At 44.0% G+C, this 22,114-nt stretch carries 23 protein-coding genes; 6 read left to right on the top strand and 17 right to left on the bottom strand.

The window, feature by feature from the left end:
• Nucleotides 1–64: 64 nt before the first annotated feature.
• The 3 genes from CKO50_RS04490 to CKO50_RS04480 form a co-directional block, all read right to left on the bottom strand.
• Entirely contained in the window at nucleotides 65–1,015 is a 951-nt protein-coding gene (locus tag CKO50_RS04490) for a sensor domain-containing diguanylate cyclase (RefSeq protein WP_095727184.1), read from the bottom strand.
• 139 nt (nucleotides 1,016–1,154) lie between these two features.
• Entirely contained in the window at nucleotides 1,155–1,853 is a 699-nt protein-coding gene (locus tag CKO50_RS04485) for a DUF3581 family protein (protein ID WP_095727183.1), read from the bottom strand.
• 177 nt (nucleotides 1,854–2,030) lie between these two features.
• Nucleotides 2,031–2,669, bottom strand: coding sequence for a cytochrome b/b6 domain-containing protein (locus CKO50_RS04480; protein WP_095727182.1), 639 nt, complete (start codon nucleotides 2,667–2,669; stop codon nucleotides 2,031–2,033).
• A 193-nt stretch (nucleotides 2,670–2,862) separates the two neighbouring features.
• Here CKO50_RS04480 and CKO50_RS04475 point away from each other — a divergent pair, with 193 nt between their 5' ends.
• The 3 genes from CKO50_RS04475 to CKO50_RS04465 all read left to right on the top strand — a co-directional run bounded on the left by CKO50_RS04475 (nucleotide 2,863) and on the right by CKO50_RS04465 (nucleotide 4,705).
• A complete protein-coding gene (locus CKO50_RS04475; protein ID WP_095727181.1) occupies nucleotides 2,863–3,720 on the top strand; it encodes a transporter substrate-binding domain-containing protein in 858 nt (285 codons plus the stop codon).
• Between the two features lie 75 nt (nucleotides 3,721–3,795).
• Nucleotides 3,796–4,284 carry a glutathione peroxidase gene (locus tag CKO50_RS04470; protein ID WP_095727180.1) on the top strand — a complete coding sequence of 163 codons (489 nt, stop codon included), beginning with the start codon at nucleotides 3,796–3,798 and terminating at the stop codon, nucleotides 4,282–4,284.
• Nucleotides 4,271–4,705, top strand: coding sequence for a MarR family winged helix-turn-helix transcriptional regulator (locus CKO50_RS04465; protein ID WP_095727179.1), 435 nt, complete (start codon nucleotides 4,271–4,273; stop codon nucleotides 4,703–4,705). The genes CKO50_RS04470 and CKO50_RS04465 overlap by 14 nt, the downstream gene beginning before the upstream one ends.
• A 65-nt stretch (nucleotides 4,706–4,770) precedes the next feature.
• Here the strand turns inward: CKO50_RS04465 and gltX are convergent, their stop codons facing one another.
• The 4 genes from gltX to proB all read right to left on the bottom strand — a co-directional run bounded on the left by gltX (nucleotide 4,771) and on the right by proB (nucleotide 8,973).
• A complete protein-coding gene (gltX, locus tag CKO50_RS04460; protein WP_010607688.1) occupies nucleotides 4,771–6,258 on the bottom strand; it encodes a glutamate--tRNA ligase in 1,488 nt (495 codons plus the stop codon).
• 83 nt (nucleotides 6,259–6,341) lie between these two features.
• Complete coding sequence (locus CKO50_RS04455) at nucleotides 6,342–6,707, bottom strand: glutaredoxin (protein WP_026000901.1); 366 nt, start codon at nucleotides 6,705–6,707, stop codon at nucleotides 6,342–6,344.
• A gap of 86 nt (nucleotides 6,708–6,793) precedes the next feature.
• Nucleotides 6,794–7,762, bottom strand: coding sequence for a GGDEF domain-containing protein (locus CKO50_RS04450; RefSeq protein WP_095727178.1), 969 nt, complete (start codon nucleotides 7,760–7,762; stop codon nucleotides 6,794–6,796).
• 71 nt (nucleotides 7,763–7,833) lie between these two features.
• Nucleotides 7,834–8,973, bottom strand: coding sequence for a glutamate 5-kinase (gene proB, locus CKO50_RS04445; RefSeq protein WP_095727177.1), 1,140 nt, complete (start codon nucleotides 8,971–8,973; stop codon nucleotides 7,834–7,836).
• A 201-nt stretch (nucleotides 8,974–9,174) separates the two neighbouring features.
• Between proB and CKO50_RS04440 the strand changes: the two genes are divergently transcribed.
• The gene (locus CKO50_RS04440) at nucleotides 9,175–9,402 is read left to right on the top strand and encodes a hypothetical protein (RefSeq protein ID WP_010379194.1); all 228 of its coding nucleotides are present in this window, start codon (nucleotides 9,175–9,177) and stop codon (nucleotides 9,400–9,402) included.
• Between the two features lie 21 nt (nucleotides 9,403–9,423).
• Here CKO50_RS04440 and CKO50_RS04435 read toward each other — a convergent pair whose 3' ends face one another.
• Nucleotides 9,424–9,924: a DUF1543 domain-containing protein gene (locus CKO50_RS04435; protein ID WP_095727176.1), complete on the bottom strand. Its 501-nt coding sequence runs from the start codon at nucleotides 9,922–9,924 to the stop codon at nucleotides 9,424–9,426.
• 108 nt (nucleotides 9,925–10,032) lie between these two features.
• Between CKO50_RS04435 and CKO50_RS04430 the strand changes: the two genes are divergently transcribed.
• The gene (locus tag CKO50_RS04430) at nucleotides 10,033–11,673 is read left to right on the top strand and encodes an amidohydrolase (protein WP_095727175.1); all 1,641 of its coding nucleotides are present in this window, start codon (nucleotides 10,033–10,035) and stop codon (nucleotides 11,671–11,673) included.
• Here the strand turns inward: CKO50_RS04430 and CKO50_RS04425 are convergent.
• Nucleotides 11,664–11,882: a YgjV family protein gene (locus CKO50_RS04425; protein ID WP_010379202.1), complete on the bottom strand. Its 219-nt coding sequence runs from the start codon at nucleotides 11,880–11,882 to the stop codon at nucleotides 11,664–11,666. The two genes, CKO50_RS04430 and CKO50_RS04425, sit on opposite strands and share 10 nt — an antisense overlap.
• A 284-nt stretch (nucleotides 11,883–12,166) precedes the next feature.
• Between CKO50_RS04425 and CKO50_RS04420 the strand changes: the two genes are divergently transcribed.
• Entirely contained in the window at nucleotides 12,167–12,823 is a 657-nt protein-coding gene (locus CKO50_RS04420; protein ID WP_095727174.1) for a Crp/Fnr family transcriptional regulator, read from the top strand.
• A 58-nt stretch (nucleotides 12,824–12,881) separates the two neighbouring features.
• Here the strand turns inward: CKO50_RS04420 and CKO50_RS04415 are convergent, their stop codons facing one another.
• From CKO50_RS04415 to CKO50_RS04375, 8 genes are all read right to left on the bottom strand, one after another.
• Nucleotides 12,882–13,445, bottom strand: a complete 564-nt coding sequence (locus CKO50_RS04415; protein WP_010607696.1) for a phosphoribosyltransferase — start codon at nucleotides 13,443–13,445, stop codon at nucleotides 12,882–12,884.
• Nucleotides 13,446–14,213: 768 nt separating this feature from the next.
• The gene (gene parC / locus CKO50_RS04405) at nucleotides 14,214–16,517 is read right to left on the bottom strand and encodes a DNA topoisomerase IV subunit A (RefSeq protein ID WP_095727172.1); all 2,304 of its coding nucleotides are present in this window, start codon (nucleotides 16,515–16,517) and stop codon (nucleotides 14,214–14,216) included.
• An 8-nt stretch (nucleotides 16,518–16,525) separates the two neighbouring features.
• Nucleotides 16,526–17,635 (bottom strand): sorbosone dehydrogenase family protein, encoded by a 1,110-nt coding sequence (locus tag CKO50_RS04400; RefSeq protein WP_095727171.1) that lies wholly within the window; start codon nucleotides 17,633–17,635, stop codon nucleotides 16,526–16,528.
• A 1-nt stretch (nucleotide 17,636) separates the two neighbouring features.
• Complete coding sequence (gene parE / locus CKO50_RS04395) at nucleotides 17,637–19,526, bottom strand: DNA topoisomerase IV subunit B (RefSeq protein ID WP_095727170.1); 1,890 nt, start codon at nucleotides 19,524–19,526, stop codon at nucleotides 17,637–17,639.
• A 77-nt stretch (nucleotides 19,527–19,603) separates the two neighbouring features.
• Nucleotides 19,604–20,167, bottom strand: coding sequence for a YqiA/YcfP family alpha/beta fold hydrolase (locus CKO50_RS04390; RefSeq protein ID WP_095727169.1), 564 nt, complete (start codon nucleotides 20,165–20,167; stop codon nucleotides 19,604–19,606).
• Nucleotides 20,152–20,916, bottom strand: coding sequence for a metallophosphoesterase (locus CKO50_RS04385; protein ID WP_095727168.1), 765 nt, complete (start codon nucleotides 20,914–20,916; stop codon nucleotides 20,152–20,154). The genes CKO50_RS04390 and CKO50_RS04385 overlap by 16 nt, the downstream gene beginning before the upstream one ends.
• Nucleotides 20,903–21,358, bottom strand: coding sequence for a DUF1249 domain-containing protein (locus CKO50_RS04380; RefSeq protein ID WP_095727167.1), 456 nt, complete (start codon nucleotides 21,356–21,358; stop codon nucleotides 20,903–20,905). Before CKO50_RS04380 ends, CKO50_RS04385 begins: the two co-directional genes overlap by 14 nt.
• Nucleotides 21,359–21,380: 22 nt before the next feature.
• The gene (locus tag CKO50_RS04375) at nucleotides 21,381–21,983 is read right to left on the bottom strand and encodes an NUDIX domain-containing protein (protein WP_095727166.1); all 603 of its coding nucleotides are present in this window, start codon (nucleotides 21,981–21,983) and stop codon (nucleotides 21,381–21,383) included.
• Nucleotides 21,984–22,114 lie beyond the last annotated feature (131 nt).

Below are 22,114 nucleotides of genomic sequence, written 5' to 3'. Positions count from 1 at the left end.
GATTACCGTTTAGTAGACGGCAAGTGCGGGAATTAATTTAAGGAAAATGCTAATCGTCAGCACTCTAGGTCATCTTTTTCTGGTACATATATTTGTCTGCTCGAGCGAATAGGCTAGCCATACTTTCAAACTTACTGTTGCTCTTTGCAAATCCCGCTGAAAAACCGCACTTAGGGAGCTTTTTCTCTTTTAACACTTGATAGAAATTAGCTTCACTTTGAAAAATAAATTCGTTTACTGCCTCTTCATTATCTCGTTGTACAATAGCCAGAAATTCATCCCCACCATAGCGTCCAATAATATCATCTTCGCCGCTTGTGGCTTTCAAGGCTTCAGCCAAACTTTGTAACACCTGATCACCAATTTTATGACCATAACTGTCATTTATCGGTTTAAAGCCATCTAAATCAAGAAAGACACAGTAAAGCGCACCACCCAGTTTTAAGGCTATATCACGCTTGTGTTCACCGAGTATTTCAGTCGCACGACGATTTAATACTTCAGTTAACGGGTCTTGCATCGCAATCGCTTTGATTTTGCTATAGCGCTCAATCATCACCAAATCATCTTCTAGCATATCGCGCAAATGCTCTATAAACTCGACCAACGGAGCGTCATAATTCGTGGGTTTAAAATCCATCACACACAAAGTGCCAAACGACTCTCCATTGGGCCAATGGATGGGTACACCCAAATAAGACTCAAACCCATCATTGGCAACCTCAGGGTTATCGTCCCATTGATAATTGGCACTGGCGTGTTGCTCATATAGGTTACAGTTATTGGCGACAACATGCTTACAAAAGATATTGGTTTCTTGCGGTATGAAACCACCAGCAGGATACGGGTTTTCTTCTTGATTGCTTGCAATCATTACTACAAAGCCGTCTTCTTTTTTTTGCACCACAAACGCAGCGGGCACCGAAAAGATCTTCGCCATTAAGTCGACTGTTTTTTGCCATTTTAATAATGTTTGTTGTGAAGCTTCTGGTTTGAGCAAGTCTGTATACGGCACAGTAATACCATTTAATTCAATTGCATTTTATCTAAACAGTATAGCGTATAGCGGACAGCTGAAGAGTGGATGAATTATTGTTTAAAAGAAAGGCGGTGTGAGTAACACGCTGACTGATGCGTCAGCGCGTATTGGGAAGTTACGGCTTTAATGCTACTTTTCTATCGTTGTAATAGGCAATCAAATCATCAACGGTTTGCTGACAATACTCACGGATCCCTGAAACTAACATGTGCTTTTCACCATAACCAACTTTAGTGCCGTTAGACAGCAAGTTAAAACGCAGGTTGATCTTGCCACGTTTGCCTTCATAGCTAAACTCTGGCTTGGCCGCTTCCAATGTTACTTCCGTCACAGATATATCATCCATATGGATAGACATAGATTCGTAAATCACCATTGGCCTTGCAGGGTTGATCATTACTTCTTGCTCACCCATCAATGGAATGATCACATGAGGAAAAGTGGTGCCTGAAAATTCTACGTAATTGCTCGTCAAACTATTGATGAGCGTTGGGCAAGTGCTGGTTTCGCCAGCACGCGACACGGACAGCATCACCTTATTATTTGCTGTAATATCAAATTGTGCAGCACCTTCTGGCAATGTAAGGGTAGTTGTTTCATCAACCATGCCCACAAAGCTAAACTCCATATTCTCGCTTAAGCCATAGTGCTTTAACACTAAGGAGAAAAGTAGATCGCCCGGCACACAAAACTTCTTAGCATCGATGTCGTGCAATGGGTTGTAGTCGTCCGCGACTCCTTTTGCAAATAAACTCCCCTGCTCTCTGGTAATGGTGATCTCATTTGCTTGTTGTTGATAATACGGCTCTAACATCGCTACTTTTCTCTAACCTCTAAGATAAAACTGCGTCATGTTACCAGAATTTTCTGAAATAGAGGTCATATCTGTTACGATAATCTGTTAACAAATATTACATTGCCCAGACTTGATGCTAAAGGTTAGCGAGGTTATTGAAAACAGTAACCTCGCTAACTTCCGTTCAGAGTTGAGTTACATTAACCCTTGTAATGGCTCAGCGCCCCAAGTAAAGAGTAATACAGCAGAAATTGCAATAAAGATAAGGTATGCAGCAACACCCGATTTCATGACAGGCGTGCTGACTGCATGTTCTTGCTTACCAGTTACTAGCGTCTTTACTAGGTTTTGACCTTTTAGGCGATACACCACAATAGCAAATATATGCAGTGCAATGGCGGCAATTAAGAGCTCAATATTGGTGTGATGTATATCACCTGCTAATTCAACTAAGTCATAAGATACATATTGTGCAAGCGGTCCTTCCACCAAAATATCATCAGTTGTCATCAAGCCAGAAACAAGCTGAACAAGGATCAACACAAAAAATAGCAGCACCATCAAACTTCCCGCAGGATTATGTCCTACATGGCTTTGTTTTGATTTAATGGCCGATAAAATTGCTTTAGGTGAATGAAATAGCGCGCTTAATTTAGCGGTTTGACTACCAATGACACCCCAAATTAATCGTGCGGCCATCAGTGCTAATAATAAATAGCCAGTAACAAAGTGAAGATCCATCATGCCCTCTTCACCGGTAATATATAAGGTTACTAGTCCTGCTACGAGCAGCCAGTGAAACCCGCGGATAAATCCATCCCACACTTTGGTCATCGTTTATTTGCCCCATAGGTAAAAATCATTGCAATGATGACAGGTTATAAAACTCAGCACAAAGAGTTAAGGTCAAATAACCGCTTATCTTGATTTGGCACCGAGTTTTGAATGCTAATTAACCTGAACTTCGGATAATTAAGCACAATGTTCTATAGTAAACTGGTGTTTACTTTGCTGGGTTGGAACGATAATGAAATATTTACTGCCAATGCTGCTGTTGTTTAGTACGTGCTGCAACGCAAAAATATTGCTGCTCTCGAATGAACCTGCCGATGAGCAAAGACTTTTTACCAAGCAAGCCTATAGTTTAGAGTCAGATACTAACAACTTGCTTTTAAACCAGTTTGGCCGAGATTACTTTGATTTTAACATTGTCACCCCAAGCAAACTTAACCAATTACTAGCAAGCGAAGAGCCCGTGTGTGCGATGTCTCGCCTAAAAACCCCAAGTCGCCAGCAAGCTTTCTTGTTTACCATCCCCATCCATCTATATCCAAGCCATAGATTATATTACTTCAAACAGCACACCCCGATGGATGCCAGCCTTGTGAACGCCACTGGTAAACTGAAGTCGCTTGCGAGTTTAATGGCTTACTATCCACAAGCCACCATCATCAAAGAGGTCGGCAAATCTTATGGCAATACCATTGACTCCGCATTAGCGCTACTTGAACCCAAAAATGTTGCCATTAGACCGTATAAAACCTCAGCACAAACCATTATGGAGCAGTTCAGTGCAGGTAAGGTCGACTTCATATTGGCCTACCCCGCTATTTTTCAGCAAAGCTTTCCTAAGGACAAAGCTCATCTAGTGGGTTCATTACCGATTGCAAATAACCTCCCTCATCTTGAAGGCCATATTGCTTGTAGCCATACCCAAGAAACACGAGCATTTATCGAAAAGGCCAACCAGATGATCCGTGCACTCTATTCGACCAGTACCTACTTAACCACACACTTAAAATATCTCCCTAAGCAAGATCACGCATTGATCACCAGGCGGCTTGCGATGCTAAGCGCCAAATATCAACATACTCCTGCAAAATAATTTCAACTGCGGTTGCACAAGGGTCATACTTAGTCTAAATTAAATCGCACACGATTAAATCACAAGAGACTAAAAATGACGACACTCTATCAGTTTGAAGCAAACACGTTACAAGGTCAGGCATATCACTTTACCGAATTACAAGGCAAAGCTGTGCTTATTGTTAACACGGCTAGTGAGTGTGGATTAACACCACAATATGAAGGACTCCAAGAGCTACACCAAAAATACGCGGATCAGGGACTTGTGATCATCGGCTTTCCCTGCAATCAGTTTGGTAAACAAGAACCCGGCGATGCAAAACAAATTCAACAAGGCTGCTTAATCAACTACGGTGTTGATTTTCAGATGATGGAAAAGATTGAGGTTAATGGCGATAAAGCACACCCACTGTATCAATACCTAAAGTCCGCGCTTCCGGGGCTATTTGGTAATAAAATCAAATGGAACTTCACTAAGTTTTTATTTAACCAGCAGGGTGAACCCGTTAAGCGCTATGCCCCAATCACCAAGCCTGAACAAATAGCCAAAGATATTGAAAAGTTATTAAATGAGTCAATCTAACCCGCAGCTCAATCTCGATAACCAGATCTGTTTTCGGCTATATAGTGCATCAAGACAGGTTACACGACTCTATCAGCCGTTACTCAAAGAGGTTGGGCTCACGTATCCGCAATACATAGTGTTATTGATTTTATGGGAGCAAGACGGACAGCTCGTGAAAGAAATAGGCGAACGAGCTGAACTCAATAGCAACACCCTAACACCGCTCCTTAAGCGCTTAGCAGAGCGTGGCCTCGTTACCCGTAGCAAAAACCCTGATGATGAACGGCAAACCTTCATTCACTTAACTGAAACAGGTAAAACCCTCGAGCAATCATGCGCTTGTATCCCAGCACAAATGATGGCAAAAGCGGGCTTAAGTATGGAGCAAATTCAACTATTAAAGCAGTCTCTTGATGTGTTGATGGCACNAAAGCGATAAACACGATACATTTCAGACAATAAAAAAGCCGCTACATCAGCGGCTTTTACAATACGGTCTCGCTATTATGCAATAGACGGGTACTCACGGTATGCTTTTTCAAGCTTTTTCGCTTGCTTTTTAGATACACCAATATGCTCTAGTGCCACTCTTAAACGCGCACGAGAAAGGTCTGAACCTAACACTTCCATCGCATCTACTACTGAAGTCGATGAGGTTTTGCCTGTAATAGCAACGAAGATAGGCTCTAAGAACTCTTTGATCTTTAACTCATGGTGTGTCGCCACAGCCTTTGCAATAGAGAAGATCTCAGACTTGTTCCACGTACGCAGCTTTTCCAATTCCCAAATAAAGAACTGCAGAGCTTGACGAACCACTTCTTCGTCCGCTTTACCAGCCGTTAATAACGCTGGATCGTATTCAGGTAAGCCCGCCACAAAGTGACCGGCTAGCCCCACCAAATCAGATAGCGTGTTGATACGCGCCTTGGCTTCAGGAAGTACGCGAGCCAACATATCACCGTTAAACTTCCAGTCGACAAAGCGCTGGATAAGTTCTGCATCGGTTAGGTTTTCGCGGATCCACAGACCGTTTAACCAGTTAAGCTTGTCAATATCAAAGATAGGTCCACCAAGTGATACGCGCTTCATATCAAAGTGCTCAATCATCTCAGCCAAAGTGAACTTTTCACGCTCATCCGGCATTGACCAACCCATACGACCTAAATAGTTAAGTAGTGCTTCTGGTAAGAAACCCATTTCTTTGTAGTAGTTAATTGAAGTTGGGTTTTTACGCTTTGACAGCTTAGACTTATCAGGGTTACGAAGTAGCGGTAAGTGACCAAGTACAGGTGCTTCCCAGCCGAAGTCTTCGTACAATTTTAGTAGTTTAGGCGCAGAGTTGATCCACTCTTCACCACGGAAGATATGGCTAATCTCCATGTGATGGTCATCTACTACGTTTGCAAGGAAGTAAGTTGGGAAGCCGTCGGCTTTCAACAAAACTTGCATGTCTACGTTTTCCCATGGGATCTCAATTTCACCGCGTAGGTAATCGTTAAACTTAAACGTGCCTTCTTCTGGGATTTTCATGCGAATTACGTAAGGCTTGCCAGCTTCAAGGTTTGCCTTTACTTGTTCTTCAGATAAACGTAAGCCACGGCCATCGTATTTAGGGCGTAAGCCTTCTGCCATCTGCTCTTCACGCATTTGGTCTAGCTCTTCAGCCGTCGCAAAGCAGTAAAACGCTTTACCATCATCTACAAGCTGCTGTGCAAACTTTTTGTATAAGTCAGAACGCTCTGATTGACGGTATGGACCAAACTCGCCACCTACATCCGGACCGTGATCCCAGTCAAGCCCTAACCAACGTAGGCTGTCCATGATAGCTTGCTCAGATTCAACTGTACTACGTACCTGATCGGTATCTTCAATTCGTAATACAAACTCACCACCTTGCTGCTTGGCAAAGCAATAGTTGAATAAGGCAATATAAGCCGTTCCTAAATGCGGATCACCTGTTGGAGAGGGTGCGACACGAGTACGGATAGTCATCAAAATTCTCTTAAAAATGGATTAGTCGATTAATGGCGCTATGCTAGCATAGCGCCTGATTAGCGCATAGTAAGGCGCGTGAATTAAGCTGCTTTTTCCAGCTTTTCTAGATAAGCAACAATGTCATTGGATTCGTACAGCCAAGTGACTTCGCCTTGCTCTTCGATTCGCAAGCATGGCACCTTCACTTTACCGCCCTGCTCTAGCAGCTCTTGGCGATATTGCTCATCATTTTTGGCATCACGGGTTTCGAGCTTAAGCCCTTCACGCTTGGCAGCGCGGCGCACTTTAACGCAAAATGGACATGCCTTAAATTGGTATAACTTTAAGTTTGCCGTCATAGCATCTAACTTTTGCTGTTGTTCTGCGGCACGTTTTTTACTGCGTGGGGTAAAAATAAAATCAAAAAGTAAAATCAGACGTCCTAAAAACCATCTTACAAACTGCATAACGTTTCCCAAACCTTTTGCTAAATTCGCTAAAAAATAGGTTGGGGAGTTTAGCATAATCTTTAAGCGCTATATATAAGCGGAGCTTAAAACAACTCTATTTCTGCACATGCGTATTGCGATTCGGCTAACCCCAAAACAAGGTAGTTTGTAACTTGGTTTCTGCCATTTTCTTTTGAGCGATAAAGCGCGAGATCGGCTTTATGAACTTGCTCCAAAACTTGTAGAGTATCGACTACTTCGGTAAAACCAAGGCTCACAGAAACATGCTCTACTTGTGGAAATCGGCTTGAGGCAATTGCTTTTCTCAAGCGCTCAAGTGCCACTACAGCAGAATCGTCATTGTGACTTTGAAATAGCACCGCAAACTCTTCACCACCGTAGCGAAACACATAGTCTTCCGCTCTAAAGTTAGCTTTAATCTTTTGCGCTACCAGCAGGATCACTTCATCGCCAATCACATGACCAAAATTGTCATTCACCTGTTTAAAGTGATCAATATCTATCATCGCTAAGTACCACTTGCGATGTTCATTGTCATCACGGCATACCGTGAACCCATCTCCATTGGTTATTTCCATAACTTTTTCATCAAACGTTTGGCGATTGAGTAGCTCGGAGAGTGGATCGATACGAGCAAAGTGTAATGTTGCCATTTGATGCGTAAAAACGGTGAGTAAGTGCTTCATTAAAGTCGCAGTGGTAAGATTTACTTGACCTTCTATATATAAAAAACCAACGAGCTGAGCTTGGTGATAAAACGGGATAACACTATCGCCGTGGTATTGAATGAGGTGTTTGTCATCTTGGCGCTGCTGTAATTTATCCACCACGGCATCTACCGGTCCCACCACAACACAAAAGTCGCGATGGCTCACAAATATGGACTTTGGGATTTCTTTTTCCGATAAGCTTTTACTGAAATAAAATGCGTAGCTTTCCCCACAAACATCGGAGATAACCCGCTCAAGGGCCTGCATTAGCACCAGTTCACTCTTTTGCGCCAAAAGCTCTAAAGTAAGTTCGTGACCACAGGGTGGATAGCTAATCGACATTCAAGGTCTCTCAATAAAATTGACTCTTGATAAGTGTAGAACAGCCTTCTGAATTTACAGTAATTTATAGGCTAATTTAACTCTTCTTGCTGGCTATGTTGATTCAAAAGCACCAAATTATCGCGGTGGATGATCTCCTCCGCACTTTCAAAGCCGAGACACTGCGCAAATTCACTACTATGACGGCCAATTACCAAACCAAGTTCTTGATTACTTAAGCTAGTTAAACCTTGCGCCTGTAGCGTGCCTTGTTGGCAAAACACTTGAACCAGCTCACCACGTTTAAATTGCCCTTCAATCGACACGATGCCTTTTGCTAGTAAACTTGCTCCTTGATTACATACCGCATTGATTGCGCCACTATCACAAATAATTTTACCGGTTGATTTAGGACCAGACAGTAACCAACGCTTGCGCCCTCCAACCGGAGCGTCAAACCTCAAAAACGTCGTGCTTGGTGCGGTTTGGGTGAGTACTTGCGGTAAAATGTCGTATTCACTGCCTTTTGCTATCACGACGTCAACGCCTGCTCGTTGTGCGATGTCGGCGGCTTGCAACTTAGTCGCCATACCACCCGTGCCAAGTTGTGTGCCACTACCACCAGCAAGAGCTCTAAGTTCGTCGTTTATATGTGTTACTTGCTCTATCAACTGCGCATCTGGATTGGCTCTGGGATCTGCGGTAAAAAGACCATGCTGATCGGTGAGTAATACCAATTTATCAGCATTTGCTAAAATTGCGACGTAAGCAGAGAGGTTATCGTTATCGCCAACTTTGATTTCAGACGTTGCCACCGCATCGTTTTCGTTGATGATCGGCACGACATGATGCTCTAAGAGCTTAGTGAGCATGTCCCGTGCCGTTAGATAACGTTCGCGGTGCTCAAGATCGGCCCGTGTCAGTAGCATTTGTGCCACATTAACGTCGTAAATACTAAACAATGACTGCCATAAATGGATTAATTGACCTTGTCCAATCGCAGCCAACATCTGTTTTTCAGCGAGTGAATGACCAATTTGTTGCTGTAACACACCGCGCCCCGCAGCAACAGCACCGCTGGAAACCACAATGACCTGATGGCCAGCTTGACGCAACGTTACACACTGCCTTACCAGCTCAACAAGCCTGGGCTTGTTTAAGGTCTGGCTGCCTGCAGTTAAGACACTTGTGCCGAGCTTGATAACAATGGTTTGTTTATTGTTTTTGGTCATAATTTATTGCTTGATTTTCCAGCGACAGATTTTCGTTATACCACGGACCTCCCCCCCTCCCAAGTAATAAACTAATGAATTTTATTTCTAACTCAGAGTGAATTGGTATAATCCGCCACACTGATTTCGATCAAGGCTTTTTTGCACTGTGTGTGAGAGAGTGATCACCATTCAATGAAAGAATAATTAGCTGAGTTCAAAATGAAAAAACACAAAAAGAACAAAGAGATTATGATGCTACCTTTGCTGTTTGTAGTGATCTTAATGTGTGTAGGCGGCCATTTTATTTTGCAACCTAGCTACAAAGACAGCCACATTGTCGAGTACTCTCTAGCTGCACTGCCGTTTTTAATGTTTGCCGTCGTGATTGTCGCTATCAAAATAGCCATAAAGGCAGATAACGATGAAAACAATGAGGGCGAGGGCTAAAATATCCCTCTCCTTAATAGATTACAAAGGATGATAACCAAACCACAAAGGGGAAAGCGGTGTTGATTGGCCACTGTGGGTGAGCTTGATATTTAAGTTTTGATCAAATAAATCGATGGCAAAACAGTCATCTACATCATGTAAATCGTCTTTATGAATATGGCTAAAACCGTTAAGCAAAAACGCTTTTGCCTTCTCTTTTGCTTCATCCGCATTCGTCGCAACGAACAGCCCAAAGTCATGCGCCTCAGCTAAACTATCTGGCTTATATCCTCCCAAGTTCACAAAATACAAATGCTCAGCTTGCTCAACACGCTCTTCGGTAAGTTCAATGGCATAGCCATCGGCATGTTCAATGATTGTGTAGCTATCCATATGCACCGAGTTTTTATCACCAACCCATTGCTGCTTTAATTTTGGATAAGCCTCTTCAATTGTATTTGCCGCGACAAAGCGCACATCATGCATTTCAATATGGCAACCTTGAATACGGCCGCCTAGGTATACAACAAACAACTTCACTTTGACACTCCACTCCTTTAAAACCCAAGTATACTCTCAACTCAAAGACTTGGCTTTATTGAGTTAGATGATTATTCTGAATAAATACTCTCAGTGAAGGACAATATAATGAAAAAAACATTCCTCGCGCTTTTGGCTAGCTTTAGCCTGTCATCAACAGCTCAAGTAACCTTAATTCACAATGTAAATGGCTATACGCCCACTAAAGCGCAGCAAGTTGAGCGCTTTTCTTCTTTGGTCATTAAAGATGGAAAAGTCGTAAAAACAAGTTCAAAGGATCTTAGTACTCAATACCCGAGTGCAACCAAGTTTGATGGTGAGGGAAAAACCCTATTGCCCGGTTTAATTGATGCGCACGGTCACATCATTGGCCTTGGCAATAATTTACTCACACTCGACGTGCGCGGTAGCAAAACCATTGCAGAAGTAGGAAAACGGCTTAGCCACTACGCAAAAGCCCATGAAGGTGAATGGATAATAGGTCGAGGCTGGGATCAAACCTTATGGCCCGGCGGACAATTCCCAACCGCAGCCGATCTCGACAAATACGTAAAAGATAAGCCCGTCATGCTCACTCGAGTAGATGGTCACGCTATTTGGGTAAACTCAAAAGCGATGGCGCTTGCCAACATTTCGAGATCAACAAAGACACCTGAAGGCGGCGAAATCATTACACTGAGTAGCGGTATGCCGAGCGGAATTTTTATCGACAAAGCAGAAGATCTTATTCGCACTCATGTCCCTGCTCAGTCAGATGCACAGGTAAACAAGGCACTGAATAAAGCCGGAGAACACTTACTGAGTTTAGGTATTACCTCAGCTCATGATGCCGGGATTGACTACACCACGTGGCAGGTTTACCAAACACGCGCCAAGGAACACACGATGCCGCTGCGCGTCTACGCTATGCTAAGTGCAAGCTCCCCCAAACTCGCAGAAATGTTAGACGCCGGAGTAATCAAAGATACACGAGATCAACTCTCTATTCGTAGTGTAAAAATCTATGCTGATGGTGCACTTGGCAGTCGAGGTGCAGCACTTATTCGTGACTATCATGACCGCAAAGGTCACAAAGGGTTAATGCTCGAAAATCAAGCGACGCTTGAAGCATTGATCACCCAAGCCATACGCAGCGGCTACAGTGCGCACACGCACGCCATTGGCGATAGAGCGAATCGCATCGTGCTAGATTCATATCAACACGTTTTTAAAAAAGCAGGTGGAAGACTGCTCAGAAATCGCATTGAGCACGCACAAATTGTCCATCCGGATGATATCCCCCGCTTTAAGACGTTAGATATTATTCCATCAATGCAGCCTGTTCATGCCACATCTGATATGCATATGGCCGAAAAGCGCCTAGACAACAAACAGCTTAGCGGCGCTTACGCATGGCAAACATTCTTAAAGCAAGGAAATAGAGTGGCGGCGGGCTCTGACTTTCCGGTGGAGCTTGCAAACCCTTTCCATGGCCTGCATGCAGCCATCACCAGGCAAGACCATCAAGATTTACCCAAAGATGGCTGGCGCCCAACAGAAAAACTAACCAGAGAACAAGCACTCCAAGCATTTACTATTGATGCTGCTTATGCTGCATTTCAAGAATATAAACTGGGAAGTTTAGAACAAGGTAAGTGGGCCGATTTTATCTTAATCGACCAAGATTACTTTACCGTAAGCGAAGATAAAATTGATGATATTAAAGTCGAGCAGACCTGGATTGCAGGTGAACTTAAATATCAGCGTTGATCTTTTTGTAATTTCACCAAGTGGTAGGTGTTAACTAGTGCCAGTAGACCATTAGTTAACGCCACCGGCCAAGCTTGGATAAGTGCACCATAGGCGGTAAAACAAATACAGCCCATTAAATTGAACCAACGCAACTTAGCAACATCGCTCATCATCAAAGAAACGACCAAAAAAGCAGAGGCTAAATAGCCTAAATATTCCCAACTCATTTGTCCTCTCCCCTAAGTTGCGTTAGCATATAGTTTATGCTCGAATTTACGTATCGAGCAGAATAAAAAGGCTAACCCACAAGCCCCTAGAAATTAGCACCAATAAATTAGCTCTAACACGGGAAGTGGGGGTTTAATGGTAATATCGTTGATTAAATTCTTCGCCACAGCGCTGAGATAAAACCGATATTACTTAAACGGTGTGAGTTAGCGTAAAACTGAAAAATTCATGCTAACGTCATTATAGTTTAATAAATAGGACATATGTCCGAAGAGCCATCTAGATGTTTCAATATCATTTTTCAACCAATTTGGTCGAACAGTTACTCGCTTTTGCTGGTAATAGTTTTCAGCACAGCAAAAAAGAAGTCTTGATCCACCAAGATGAACCATTGAGTAAACTCATATTGGTGACCAGTGGTACTGTGTCTTTTAGTTATGATGTCGGTAACGGTCGTCGCCTATTACTCGGACAACTGGACTGTAACAACACGCTAATTGGCGAAATCGAAGCGCTGAATCACCAGCCTTGTATTTATACCGTGACTTGCTTGAGCGATGTGACTTATCACCTCATTGAGCTAAAGTATTGGCGAAAATTACTGCTTGAGCAGCCGGAGCTGAGCCTATATACCGCGCAAACCATCGCTGCTAAGTTTACTGAAAACCAAAAGATAAACTTAGACAAGTTGCTGTTACCGCTGAGCTACAACATTGCTAAAGACTGCTTATTACGTGCCGAGAATTCGAATCCAACATTACTGCGTGCCTACTCAACGGTAAGTGCTGAAGCCGAAAGATTTGCGACCACTGAGCGTGCATATCGTCGGGTGGTAAGTGAATTGGTAGAAAAGGGCTTGATAGTACGTAGTAGTGAAGGCTTAAAGCCAGTCAATGTTGACGCGCTTGAGGATTTTGTTGATAGCTTCGCGCAAGCTTAATTTTTCGCGGTTAGAATAACTAGGGCGAGTACTTGCTCGCCCTAGAGTACTGATTAACTTACTTTGCAAATAGGTGTTTAATATTTGCTAAGTCAGACTTTCCTTCCACTAATTCTTCCGGTGTTAAGCCTGACAGCTCGTGAGGGAATACCAACCACTCATCAGACTCATGAATAAAATAATCTGGTGTCATTGGTACTTTTTTGTTTGCTGGCTTGTAGTATGGGCAAGCAACACGAATATCGCGAGGCAAGTTCAGGCGCATTAACTCTGCAAGCTTTTCTTTCAACGCAAAAATACTGCGGCCAGAATCAAACACGTCATCAACGATTAGTAATGAATCGTCAGCGTTTGCATTTTCAACGATGTAATGCAGACCGTGTACTTTGATTTCTTTAGATTGCTTACCAATACCATAGTAAGAAGAAGTACGTACTGCGATATGATCAGTCTCTATACCTTTGTAATCGTAGTATTCTTGAACTGCGATACCAATAGGCGCACCACCACGCCAAATACCGATAATAAAGTCAGGTCTAAACCCGTCTTCATAAACTTTAGCGGCTAAGCGAAATGAATCTTCTAGCAATTGTTGCGCTGTGATATAGCACTTATCTGACATAAATACCCCGTTAGGAAGCCCGTGTGATGGTGACAAGCAGCAAGCGCTGCCAATTGATACCAATTACAATTGTTTGCAAGCCATAGGCACTTGTGTGATTGGTATAACCGAATATTTTAACGTAAAGCGCAATAAAATGCTGCAATAATAGTGTCTTTTTATTTTCATTTTTTGATTTGGGGAGCCATATTCTAAAGTTAAGGATCGCCGGGTGAACAGACACCTGCATAGCGTTATTTAATTAGTGGGAACGAGCTCACCTCGCGATGTGCTAAGCAGCTAAAAGATCGCCGGGTGAACCGGCTCCTACACAAAATTCAATGGGTGAACAGACACCTACACGGAANTGGTTAATTTGGTGGTAGCGAGTCCACCTCGCGATATTCTAAACTGCTAAAAGATCGCCGGGTGAACCGGCTCCTACACAAAGTTCAATGGGTGAACAGGCTCCCACACAGAGTGGTTAATTTGGTGGTAGCGAGTCCACCTCGCGATATTCTAAACTGCTAAAAGATCGCCGGGTGAACCGGCTCCTACACAAAGTTCAATGGGTGAACAGGCTCCCACACAGAGTGGTTAATTTGGTGGTAGCGAGTCCACCTCGCGATATTCTAAACAGCTAAAAGATCGCCGAATAAACCGGCTCAGACACAAAGATCGGTGGGTGAACAGACACCTACACTGAGTGATTAATTTGGTGGCAGCGAGTCCACCTCGCGATGGTTTTCAACAGATAAAAATAAGGCCGCGGTGGGCGGCCTGTATCGGTTAATCTTCGGTATCTACGCTGGCGTCATTGTCTTCTGGTGTCTCGATACCATTGTGCTCCAGATCATAGCTATCAACGCGCTGTAATCCGCGCGGTAACTTATTACCTCTGCGCCCTCGCTCGCCGTAATAGTGCTCTAAATCACTCGGCTTTAAGGTTAGCTTGCGCTTACCTGCATGTAAGGTAACAGAAACGCCTTCAGGTACTACCGCTAACACTTTGACAAACTCTTCGCGGCTTTGCACCTTCGCGCTAGGGATAGAGATTATCTTATTCCCCTTACCTTTACCAAGCTTAGGTAAATCACGTAATGGGAATAGCAGCATTCTGCCTTCGCTCGAAATCGCCATACACATATCGGTGGCAACATCAAATACCTGGATAGGTGCCATCAAATGCGCACCTTTTGGCACGCTAACAAACGCTTTACCATTTTTGTTTTTGCTTACCATATCAGCAAAGTCACTGATAAAACCGTAACCGCCATCGGTCGCCATCAGGTAAGTCGACTTCTCTTCGCCCATGACCACATGTTCAAAGTTACATCCTGATGCCAAGTTAAAGCGTCCTGTCATCGGCTCGCCCTGACTCCGAGCTGAAGGTAAACTATGCGCATCGGTTGCAAAGGCTCGCCCTGAGGTATCTAAGAACACTGCAGGCTGATTACTCTTGCCTTTCGCAGATGCTTTATAACTGTCTCCTGAGCGGTAGCTTAGCCCTTCGGCATCGATATCGTGACCCTTCGCAAAACGCGCCCAGCCTTTTTCAGATAGCACAACAGTTACGGACTCTGATGGGATCAAATCTTTTTCACTAAGCGCTTTGGCTTCACCACGCTCAACTACCGGTGAGCGTCTATCATCGCCATACAATTCAGCTGCTTCTTGAATTTCTTTTTTCATCAACGTCGACATGCGACGCTCAGAGCCTAAGGTTTTTTCCAATCCATCACGCTCTTTTTCAAGCTCATCCTGCTCACCACGGATCTTCATTTCTTCAAGCTTTGCAAGGTGGCGTAATTTCAGGTCTAGAATTGCTTCTGCCTGCTTATCTGAAAGACCAAAACGCGCTATTAACTCTTCTTTTGGCTTGTCTTCGTTGCGAATGATTTCGATGACTTCATCGATATTCAAAAATGCAATCATCAAACCTTCAAGAATATGCAAACGCGCAAGCACTTTGTCTAAGCGATACTGCAAACGTCTACGCACCGTCTCACGACGGAATACTAACCACTCAGATAAAATCTGACGCAAGTCTTTAACTTGTGGACGCCCGTCTAAACCAATCATATTGATGTTTACACGGTAGTTCTTTTCAAGATCTGTCGTGGCAAATAGGTGTGCCATTAATGGCTCGACTTTAACTCGATTTGAGCGCGGTACGATGACGATACGCGTCGGATTTTCATGGTCCGATTCGTCACGCAAATCCGCCACCATAGGGAGTTTCTTCGCTGTCATTTGCGCTGCTATCTGCTCTAGCACCTTGGCACCCGAACATTGGTGTGGCAACGCGGTGATCACCACTTCGCCTTGCTCTTCGGTGTATACAGCACGCATCTTGATTGAGCCACGACCTGTGGTGTAAAGCTTTTTGATCTCTTCTTGCGGCGTAATGATTTCCGCATCGGTTGGATAGTCTGGCGCCTTGACCAACTCTAGAATTTCTTCCAGTTCGGTTTTAGGCTTATCCAATAACAAACAACAAGCTTCAGCAACTTCGCGTACGTTATGCGGCGGAATATCGGTTGCCATCCCCACCGCAATACCCGTCACCCCATTCAACAAGATATGTGGTAAACGCGCAGGTAACACTTGCGGCTCATCTAAGGTGCCATCAAAGTTAGCAGTCCAATCGACCGTACCTTGACCAAGCTCTTTCAGCAGTACTTCTGAGAACTTAGATAAACGTGCCTCGGTATAACGCATCGCAGCAAATGATTTAGGATCGTCCGCAGCACCCCAGTTACCTTGGCCATCCACCAGCGGATAGCGATAAGAGAATGGCTGCGCCATGAGTACCATGGCCTCATAACAAGCACTGTCGCCATGAGGGTGATATTTACCCAATACGTCACCAACGGTACGGGCAGATTTTTTGTATTTTGCTTGAGCTGATAAGCCCAGCTCACTCATCGCATATACAATACGACGTTGTACAGGCTTCAGGCCGTCACCAATATGTGGTAACGCCCTATCCATGATCACATACATGGAATAGTTCAGATAGGCATCTTCAGTAAAACGCCCCATCGGAAGTTGTTCAATGCCTTGCAAGGACAAGGCTTGAGGATCTGTCATGTTACACCTTACTTGTTGTTGTAGCTGATGCGATATATCGCATTGGCGTAATCATCGGAAACGAGCAGGCTACCGTCGCTAAGCTCTGCAATTGCGGCAGGTCGACCATAGGTTGTTTCGTTTTCCATAAAGCCGGTAAGGAAAGGCTCATAGCCTCTAATTTGGCCATCTTGCACATTTGCTCGCATTACTCGATAGCCCACTTTTTTGCTGCGGTTCCAAGAACCATGTTCAGCAACAAAAAGCTGATGCTTCATTGCCTTTGGAAATTGCTCGCCACGGTAAAAGTGAATGCCCAGCGGTGCAACGTGCGCTTGTAGTGCAAGGGCTGGCATGGCGTAGTCAGTCACCGATTTACCCTCACCAAATTCAGGGTCTAGCACACTGCCGCCATGAACATACGGGAAGCCAAAATGCTGACCTATTTCGTCAACACGGTTGATTTCACATGGTGGAATGTCATCTCCCATCATGTCACGACCGTTGTCGCTGAACCATAACTTTCCAGTTACTGGGTGATAATCAAAACCCACTGAGTTACGCACGCCTTTGGCAATCGTCGAAAGCTTTTTTGTCTCAAGATTTAGTGAAAATATACGGCCAAACTTAGGGTCTTCGGCACAAATATTACAAGGCACGCCAACAGGAATGATAAGTTCGCCTTCCGGCGATACTGTCAGGTACTTCCAGCCGTGGTGACGTTTGTCAGGCAAATCATCGAACACCACTTCTTTTACCGGTGCCTTAAGGTTTTTTGCGATTTGCTTAAAACGCACAATACGCTCAACTTCAGCAACATATAAGTCACCGTCTTTTAGCGCAATACCGGAGGGCATATTCAACCCTTCTGCAACCAAAATTTTCTTGTCGGCTACGCCATCACGGTTGTTGTCAATGAGTGCGTGAACTTTACCCGCTTTGCGAGAGCCAACATACACAGTACCATCTTTACCCACCGCCATTTGCCTTGCATTTTCAACATCTTTCGCAAAATAGCTCAGCTCATACCCTTTAGGTACTGAAAGGCGCGAAAGCATATCGTTTGCCAGTGCTTGTGAGCTTAATAACACTGCTGCTAGCGTCGTCGCTACCGTGGTCAATTTACTATGTATTTTCATGTTAAACCTCTGCCTTATCTCCGTGCTGCTCAAGCCAAACTTTACGGTCACCAGAGCGCTTTTTAGCTAATAGCATGTCCATCATTTCGAGAGTTTGTTCAGGCTCATCTAATGTCAGCTGAACTAAACGTCTAGTATTTGGATCCATGGTGGTTTCACGCAATTGCAACGGGTTCATTTCACCCAACCCTTTAAAGCGCTGTACGTTGACTTTACCGCGTTTCTTTTCGGCCTCAATACGGTCTAAAATGCCCTTTTTCTCATCTTCATCAAGGGCGTAGTAAACTTCTTTACCAACATCAATACGAAATAGCGGCGGCATGGCAACAAAAACATGGCCCTTACGAACAAGCTCTGGGAAGTGCTTCACAAAGAGTGCGCATAACAAAGTCGCAATGTGAAGTCCGTCAGAATCCGCATCCGCGAGGATACATACTTTACCATAGCGCAAGCCTGATAAGTCTTCAGAGTCTGGGTCAATACCTAAAGCAACAGAAATATCATGTACTTCTTGCGAGGCTAAGATCTGTCCAGATTCCACTTCCCAGGTATTTAGGATTTTACCGCGCAGCGGCATGATTGCTTGAAACTCACGGTCTCGAGCTTGTTTTGCCGAGCCACCCGCTGAGTCCCCTTCCACCAAAAAGATTTCTGAGCGTTCGGTTTCACTTCCAGAACAATCGGTTAATTTACCCGGTAAAGCAGGACCCGAAGTGACTTTTTTACGGACCACTTTTTTCGCGGCACGCAAACGTTTTTGCGCATTGCTGATACACAGCTCAGCAAGTAACTCTGCAGTTTCAGTGTGTTCGTTTAACCATAAACTAAAGGCGTCTTTGACAATGCCAGACACAAAGGTAGCGCACGAACGTGATGACAGTTTCTCTTTGGTTTGACCGGCAAATTGTGGGTCTTGCATTTTAACCGACAAGACATAACTACAGCGGTCCCAAACATCATCAGGCGTCAGTTTCACGCCACGCGGGATCAGGTTTCTGAATTCACAAAACTCACGCATCGCTTCAAGTAAGCCCTGGCGTAACCCATTTACATGGGTTCCGCCTTGTGCCGTTGGAATAAGGTTTACGTAGCTTTCAGCGATGGATTCCCCGCCCTCAGGCAACCAATGAAGCGCCCAATCAACCCCTTCGGTTGAGCCACTGAAACTGCCTGTAAATGGGGATTTCGGCAGCACTTCGTAGCCTTCAGCGCTGTCTTTTAGGTAATCCTCAAGACCTGCCTCGTAGTGCCATTCTTGCGTTTCTTTCGTCTGTTTATTTACAAAACGAATTCTAAGCCCTGGACACAATACAGCCTTAGCTTTGAGCAAGTGGTTTAACTTAGTAATTGAGAAGTTAGCTGAGTCAAAATAACTCGCGTCGGGCCAAAAGTGTACTGAGGTGCCGGTATTACGTTTACCAACGCTGCCGGTCACTCTTAAGTCTTCGACTTTATCGCCGTTTTCAAATGCCATTTCATAGATTTGCGCATCGCGTTTAACGGTAATTTCGACCCGAGTCGACAACGCATTAACAACCGATATACCCACCCCATGAAGACCACCGGAGAACTGGTAGTTTTTATTGGAAAACTTGCCCCCGGCATGAAGTTTGGTCAGGATCAATTCAACCCCTGGCACGCCCTCTTCTGGGTGAATGTCCACAGGCATTCCTCGACCGTCATCGATGACTTCAAAGGAGTTATCTTCATGCAAGATCACGTCAATCTTGGTGGCATGTCCGGCTAAGGCTTCATCGACACTGTTATCGATAACCTCTTGGCCTAAATGATTAGGTCTGGTGGTATCGGTATACATGCCAGGGCGGCGCTTAACTGGCTCTAAGCCATTGAGTACCTCAATAGCTTCGGCATTATAGTTTTGCTGACTCATAGGCTAGTTCTAGTTATCTTTTTATCCGCTAGTATATGCACAACATACAGTTTTGAGCAGAGCTTTGTGCATAAATTCTAATTTTTGATAGTTAAAAATTTGGTGATGGTGTCAAAATAGCGTGGAAATTCAACAAAGCTATGATCCCCACCAAACTCAATAATTTGACGACAATGACTATAATAACGCACCGCCTCTTCAAAAGGCAGCACCTCGTCGCCCGTTTGTTGCAATAATAGCAAGTTTTCTGGATTACTCAGCTGCTCGACATACATGGATTTTAACGCATCAATATGTTCATACTGCAGCTCATAATGACAGTCCTGATAAGGATTGTATTGTGGTCCAAGGTAGTCATTTAATAATGAAAAAGGCCTAACTGCAGGGTTTATCACCACTGCTTTACAGCCAAGATGTTGCGAAAAGTAGGTGGCGTAATAGCCGCCTAACGAGCTACCTAATAACACAGTATCAGAATCAATGACGCTATCCAACTGTGCCAATGCGACTCTCGGGTCATAATGCAGCCTTGGAACAATATATGGCGTTTGTTTATCCAACATATATTCACCAAATACCGTTGCTTTATAGGACAGCTCAGAGCTATTAAAGCCGTGAATATAAACTACTTTCCGAGCCATTTTACCTCTGTTGTTATAGCGCTTTTACTAAATACGATGACACGATAAGCGGGACCCAAATCAGACTGACACCAGTCCTTTGTGTGCTTATCAAATTGGATCGATGTTGCAGGCGTAGCGTAGATAGGTAAAGTGCGAAATTGTTGTTGATATTCATTATGCACATGACCATGAAATAGCCCTAAGACTTGCGTTGAGTCCACCAACAGGTTTAAAAGTGCAGGACCATTTTCGAGCATATGTTTATCTAAATAGCCATCAATTGGTCTAGGATGGTGGTGAGCAAAAACAATGGTATTGTTATTAAGCTTGTCTTTGAGCGCACCTAAATGTGACTTAGCGCACCATCCGGCGGGTGTTTCACCTTTTGAATTTAACAGTAGCACTTGGCCAAACGGACCTGTGATGCATTTATGACGGACGATTTGCCCAACACTCATTTCTTCAAGTAAAGCGAGATCGTCGTGGTTACCCGGCACCCAAAGCACAGGGCATTGCAACTCACTTTCTCTCACTATACGGGCAAACTCATGATAAGAAGCCGCACTGTGATCTTGTGTTAAATCACCGCCAAACACCACACAATCAAAATGTTCTTTTGCCATCGCTGCTAGAGTGCGTTCAAGGTTAGCGGCGGTATTTACCGCAAAGTATTCCCCACAAGGCGTGGCAAACAAATGGCAATCCGTAAAATGGCCAATACGAATTTGCGCTTTATCGAATTGCAGCTCGAGATCAAACCAAGCCATTGTTTACATCCCAGTTTAAATGCACGCGGCCTTTTTCTAAACACACCATAAGCCAATCAGCTAAAAACGCATTTATTTGATACTTTTCATCTTTTTGGTGCATATCAGGATTTGGGTAACCATAGGATGGCTTTATTCGACGATGATAATCACGGTGAATTACTTCAGCCACTTTAGCATCATGGTAGAGGCGCACAGACAACGAAAAGTGTGGCAAATGGGCGCTTATCGTCGCCATCTGCTCGATGTAAATGTCTGTTGTGTATTTACTAACCCCAGCTACGCTCAAACAGTAGCGCGCAGACGCTAAGTCAATCACTCGACTCTCACCGACCACTTCTTCAGGTAGCAATTTTAGCGCCCGTAAATAATTACGTTCGCACAGCGTGATGTAACGGGGCAGAGATTGAATATACTGCTTTGAGTTCAGCACTTGTGACAAAAATACGACTCCTACACTGCTTCTATATCCGCGCTTTATTTAATGCCAACCATTGTAGACTAATAACAGTGGCAGCGTTATCGATTTCCTCATTATCAAGACGTGCAAGGGCTTCATCAAGTGGCATCACATGCACTTTAATATCTTCACCTTCTTCAGCCAGTCCATAAACCCCACCCGCTTTAGATAAATCAGCAAGCGCTAGATACAAATATAGCCGCTCTGTTGTACCACCTGGGCTTGATAAATAAGAGCGCATATAAATGAGCTTATCAAGCTCAAGTCCAGCCTCTTCTTTGGCTTCTTTTCTTGCAACACTTTCATAGTCTTCGCTCCCTTCAGCCATCCCTGCAATGCACTCCAAAAGCCAAGGGGAGTGTTTTGAAGCCAGCGCCCCAATTCGAATTTGCTCAATAAGCAACACGTTATCCGTAATAGGATCATACGGCAATATTGCAACCGCATGACCACGCTCTAATATCTCGCGAGTTATCGGCTCTGATACACCGCCATTAAACAAGGTATGGGTAAATTGGTACTCATGAATGGTAAAAAAACCATTGAAGATTGTTTCTATTGAAGAAACATTGACGTCGACTTTGTTGAACTGACTCAAAGGTTTCATAAAATAATCCTGTATTTTTTAATAGCAACGGTTTAAAAGCTAACCAATCGCCCTTATAGTAGGGTCATACCTGAATAAGTAAACGAAGTCGTTTACCTTTAACTTTTTCCACTTTACAATACCCAAGTGGT

Origin of the sequence: Pseudoalteromonas sp. HM-SA03 (assembly GCF_002289345.1) — a bacterium.
Classification (GTDB): Bacteria; Pseudomonadota; Gammaproteobacteria; order Enterobacterales; family Alteromonadaceae; genus Pseudoalteromonas.
The sequence above is the reverse complement of the archived record's forward strand: the minus strand, read 5'-3'. Positions and strand labels throughout refer to the sequence as shown.

What these genes read in the sequence shown, in the direction of transcription:
- CKO50_RS04400 (WP_095727171.1), bottom strand. Translation starts at nt 17,635, where the DNA reads ATGAAAATACATAGTAAATTGACCACGGTAGCGACGACGCTAGCAGCA.
- gltX (WP_010607688.1), bottom strand. Translation starts at nt 6,258, where the DNA reads ATGACTATCCGTACTCGTGTCGCACCCTCTCCAACAGGTGATCCGCAT.
- CKO50_RS04455 (WP_026000901.1), bottom strand. Translation starts at nt 6,707, where the DNA reads ATGCAGTTTGTAAGATGGTTTTTAGGACGTCTGATTTTACTTTTTGAT.
- parE (WP_095727170.1), bottom strand. Translation starts at nt 19,526, where the DNA reads ATGAGTCAGCAAAACTATAATGCCGAAGCTATTGAGGTACTCAATGGC.
- CKO50_RS04420 (WP_095727174.1), top strand. Translation starts at nt 12,167, where the DNA reads ATGTTTCAATATCATTTTTCAACCAATTTGGTCGAACAGTTACTCGCT.
- CKO50_RS04450 (WP_095727178.1), bottom strand. Translation starts at nt 7,762, where the DNA reads ATGTCGATTAGCTATCCACCCTGTGGTCACGAACTTACTTTAGAGCTT.
- CKO50_RS04430 (WP_095727175.1), top strand. Translation starts at nt 10,033, where the DNA reads ATGAAAAAAACATTCCTCGCGCTTTTGGCTAGCTTTAGCCTGTCATCA.
- CKO50_RS04375 (WP_095727166.1), bottom strand. Translation starts at nt 21,983, where the DNA reads ATGAAACCTTTGAGTCAGTTCAACAAAGTCGACGTCAATGTTTCTTCA.
- CKO50_RS04385 (WP_095727168.1), bottom strand. Translation starts at nt 20,916, where the DNA reads ATGGCTTGGTTTGATCTCGAGCTGCAATTCGATAAAGCGCAAATTCGT.
- CKO50_RS04390 (WP_095727169.1), bottom strand. Translation starts at nt 20,167, where the DNA reads ATGGCTCGGAAAGTAGTTTATATTCACGGCTTTAATAGCTCTGAGCTG.
- CKO50_RS04440 (WP_010379194.1), top strand. Translation starts at nt 9,175, where the DNA reads ATGAAAAAACACAAAAAGAACAAAGAGATTATGATGCTACCTTTGCTG.
- CKO50_RS04425 (WP_010379202.1), bottom strand. Translation starts at nt 11,882, where the DNA reads ATGAGTTGGGAATATTTAGGCTATTTAGCCTCTGCTTTTTTGGTCGTT.
- CKO50_RS04470 (WP_095727180.1), top strand. Translation starts at nt 3,796, where the DNA reads ATGACGACACTCTATCAGTTTGAAGCAAACACGTTACAAGGTCAGGCA.
- CKO50_RS04415 (WP_010607696.1), bottom strand. Translation starts at nt 13,445, where the DNA reads ATGTCAGATAAGTGCTATATCACAGCGCAACAATTGCTAGAAGATTCA.
- proB (WP_095727177.1), bottom strand. Translation starts at nt 8,973, where the DNA reads ATGACCAAAAACAATAAACAAACCATTGTTATCAAGCTCGGCACAAGT.
- CKO50_RS04480 (WP_095727182.1), bottom strand. Translation starts at nt 2,669, where the DNA reads ATGACCAAAGTGTGGGATGGATTTATCCGCGGGTTTCACTGGCTGCTC.
- CKO50_RS04485 (WP_095727183.1), bottom strand. Translation starts at nt 1,853, where the DNA reads ATGTTAGAGCCGTATTATCAACAACAAGCAAATGAGATCACCATTACC.
- parC (WP_095727172.1), bottom strand. Translation starts at nt 16,517, where the DNA reads ATGACAGATCCTCAAGCCTTGTCCTTGCAAGGCATTGAACAACTTCCG.
- CKO50_RS04475 (WP_095727181.1), top strand. Translation starts at nt 2,863, where the DNA reads ATGAAATATTTACTGCCAATGCTGCTGTTGTTTAGTACGTGCTGCAAC.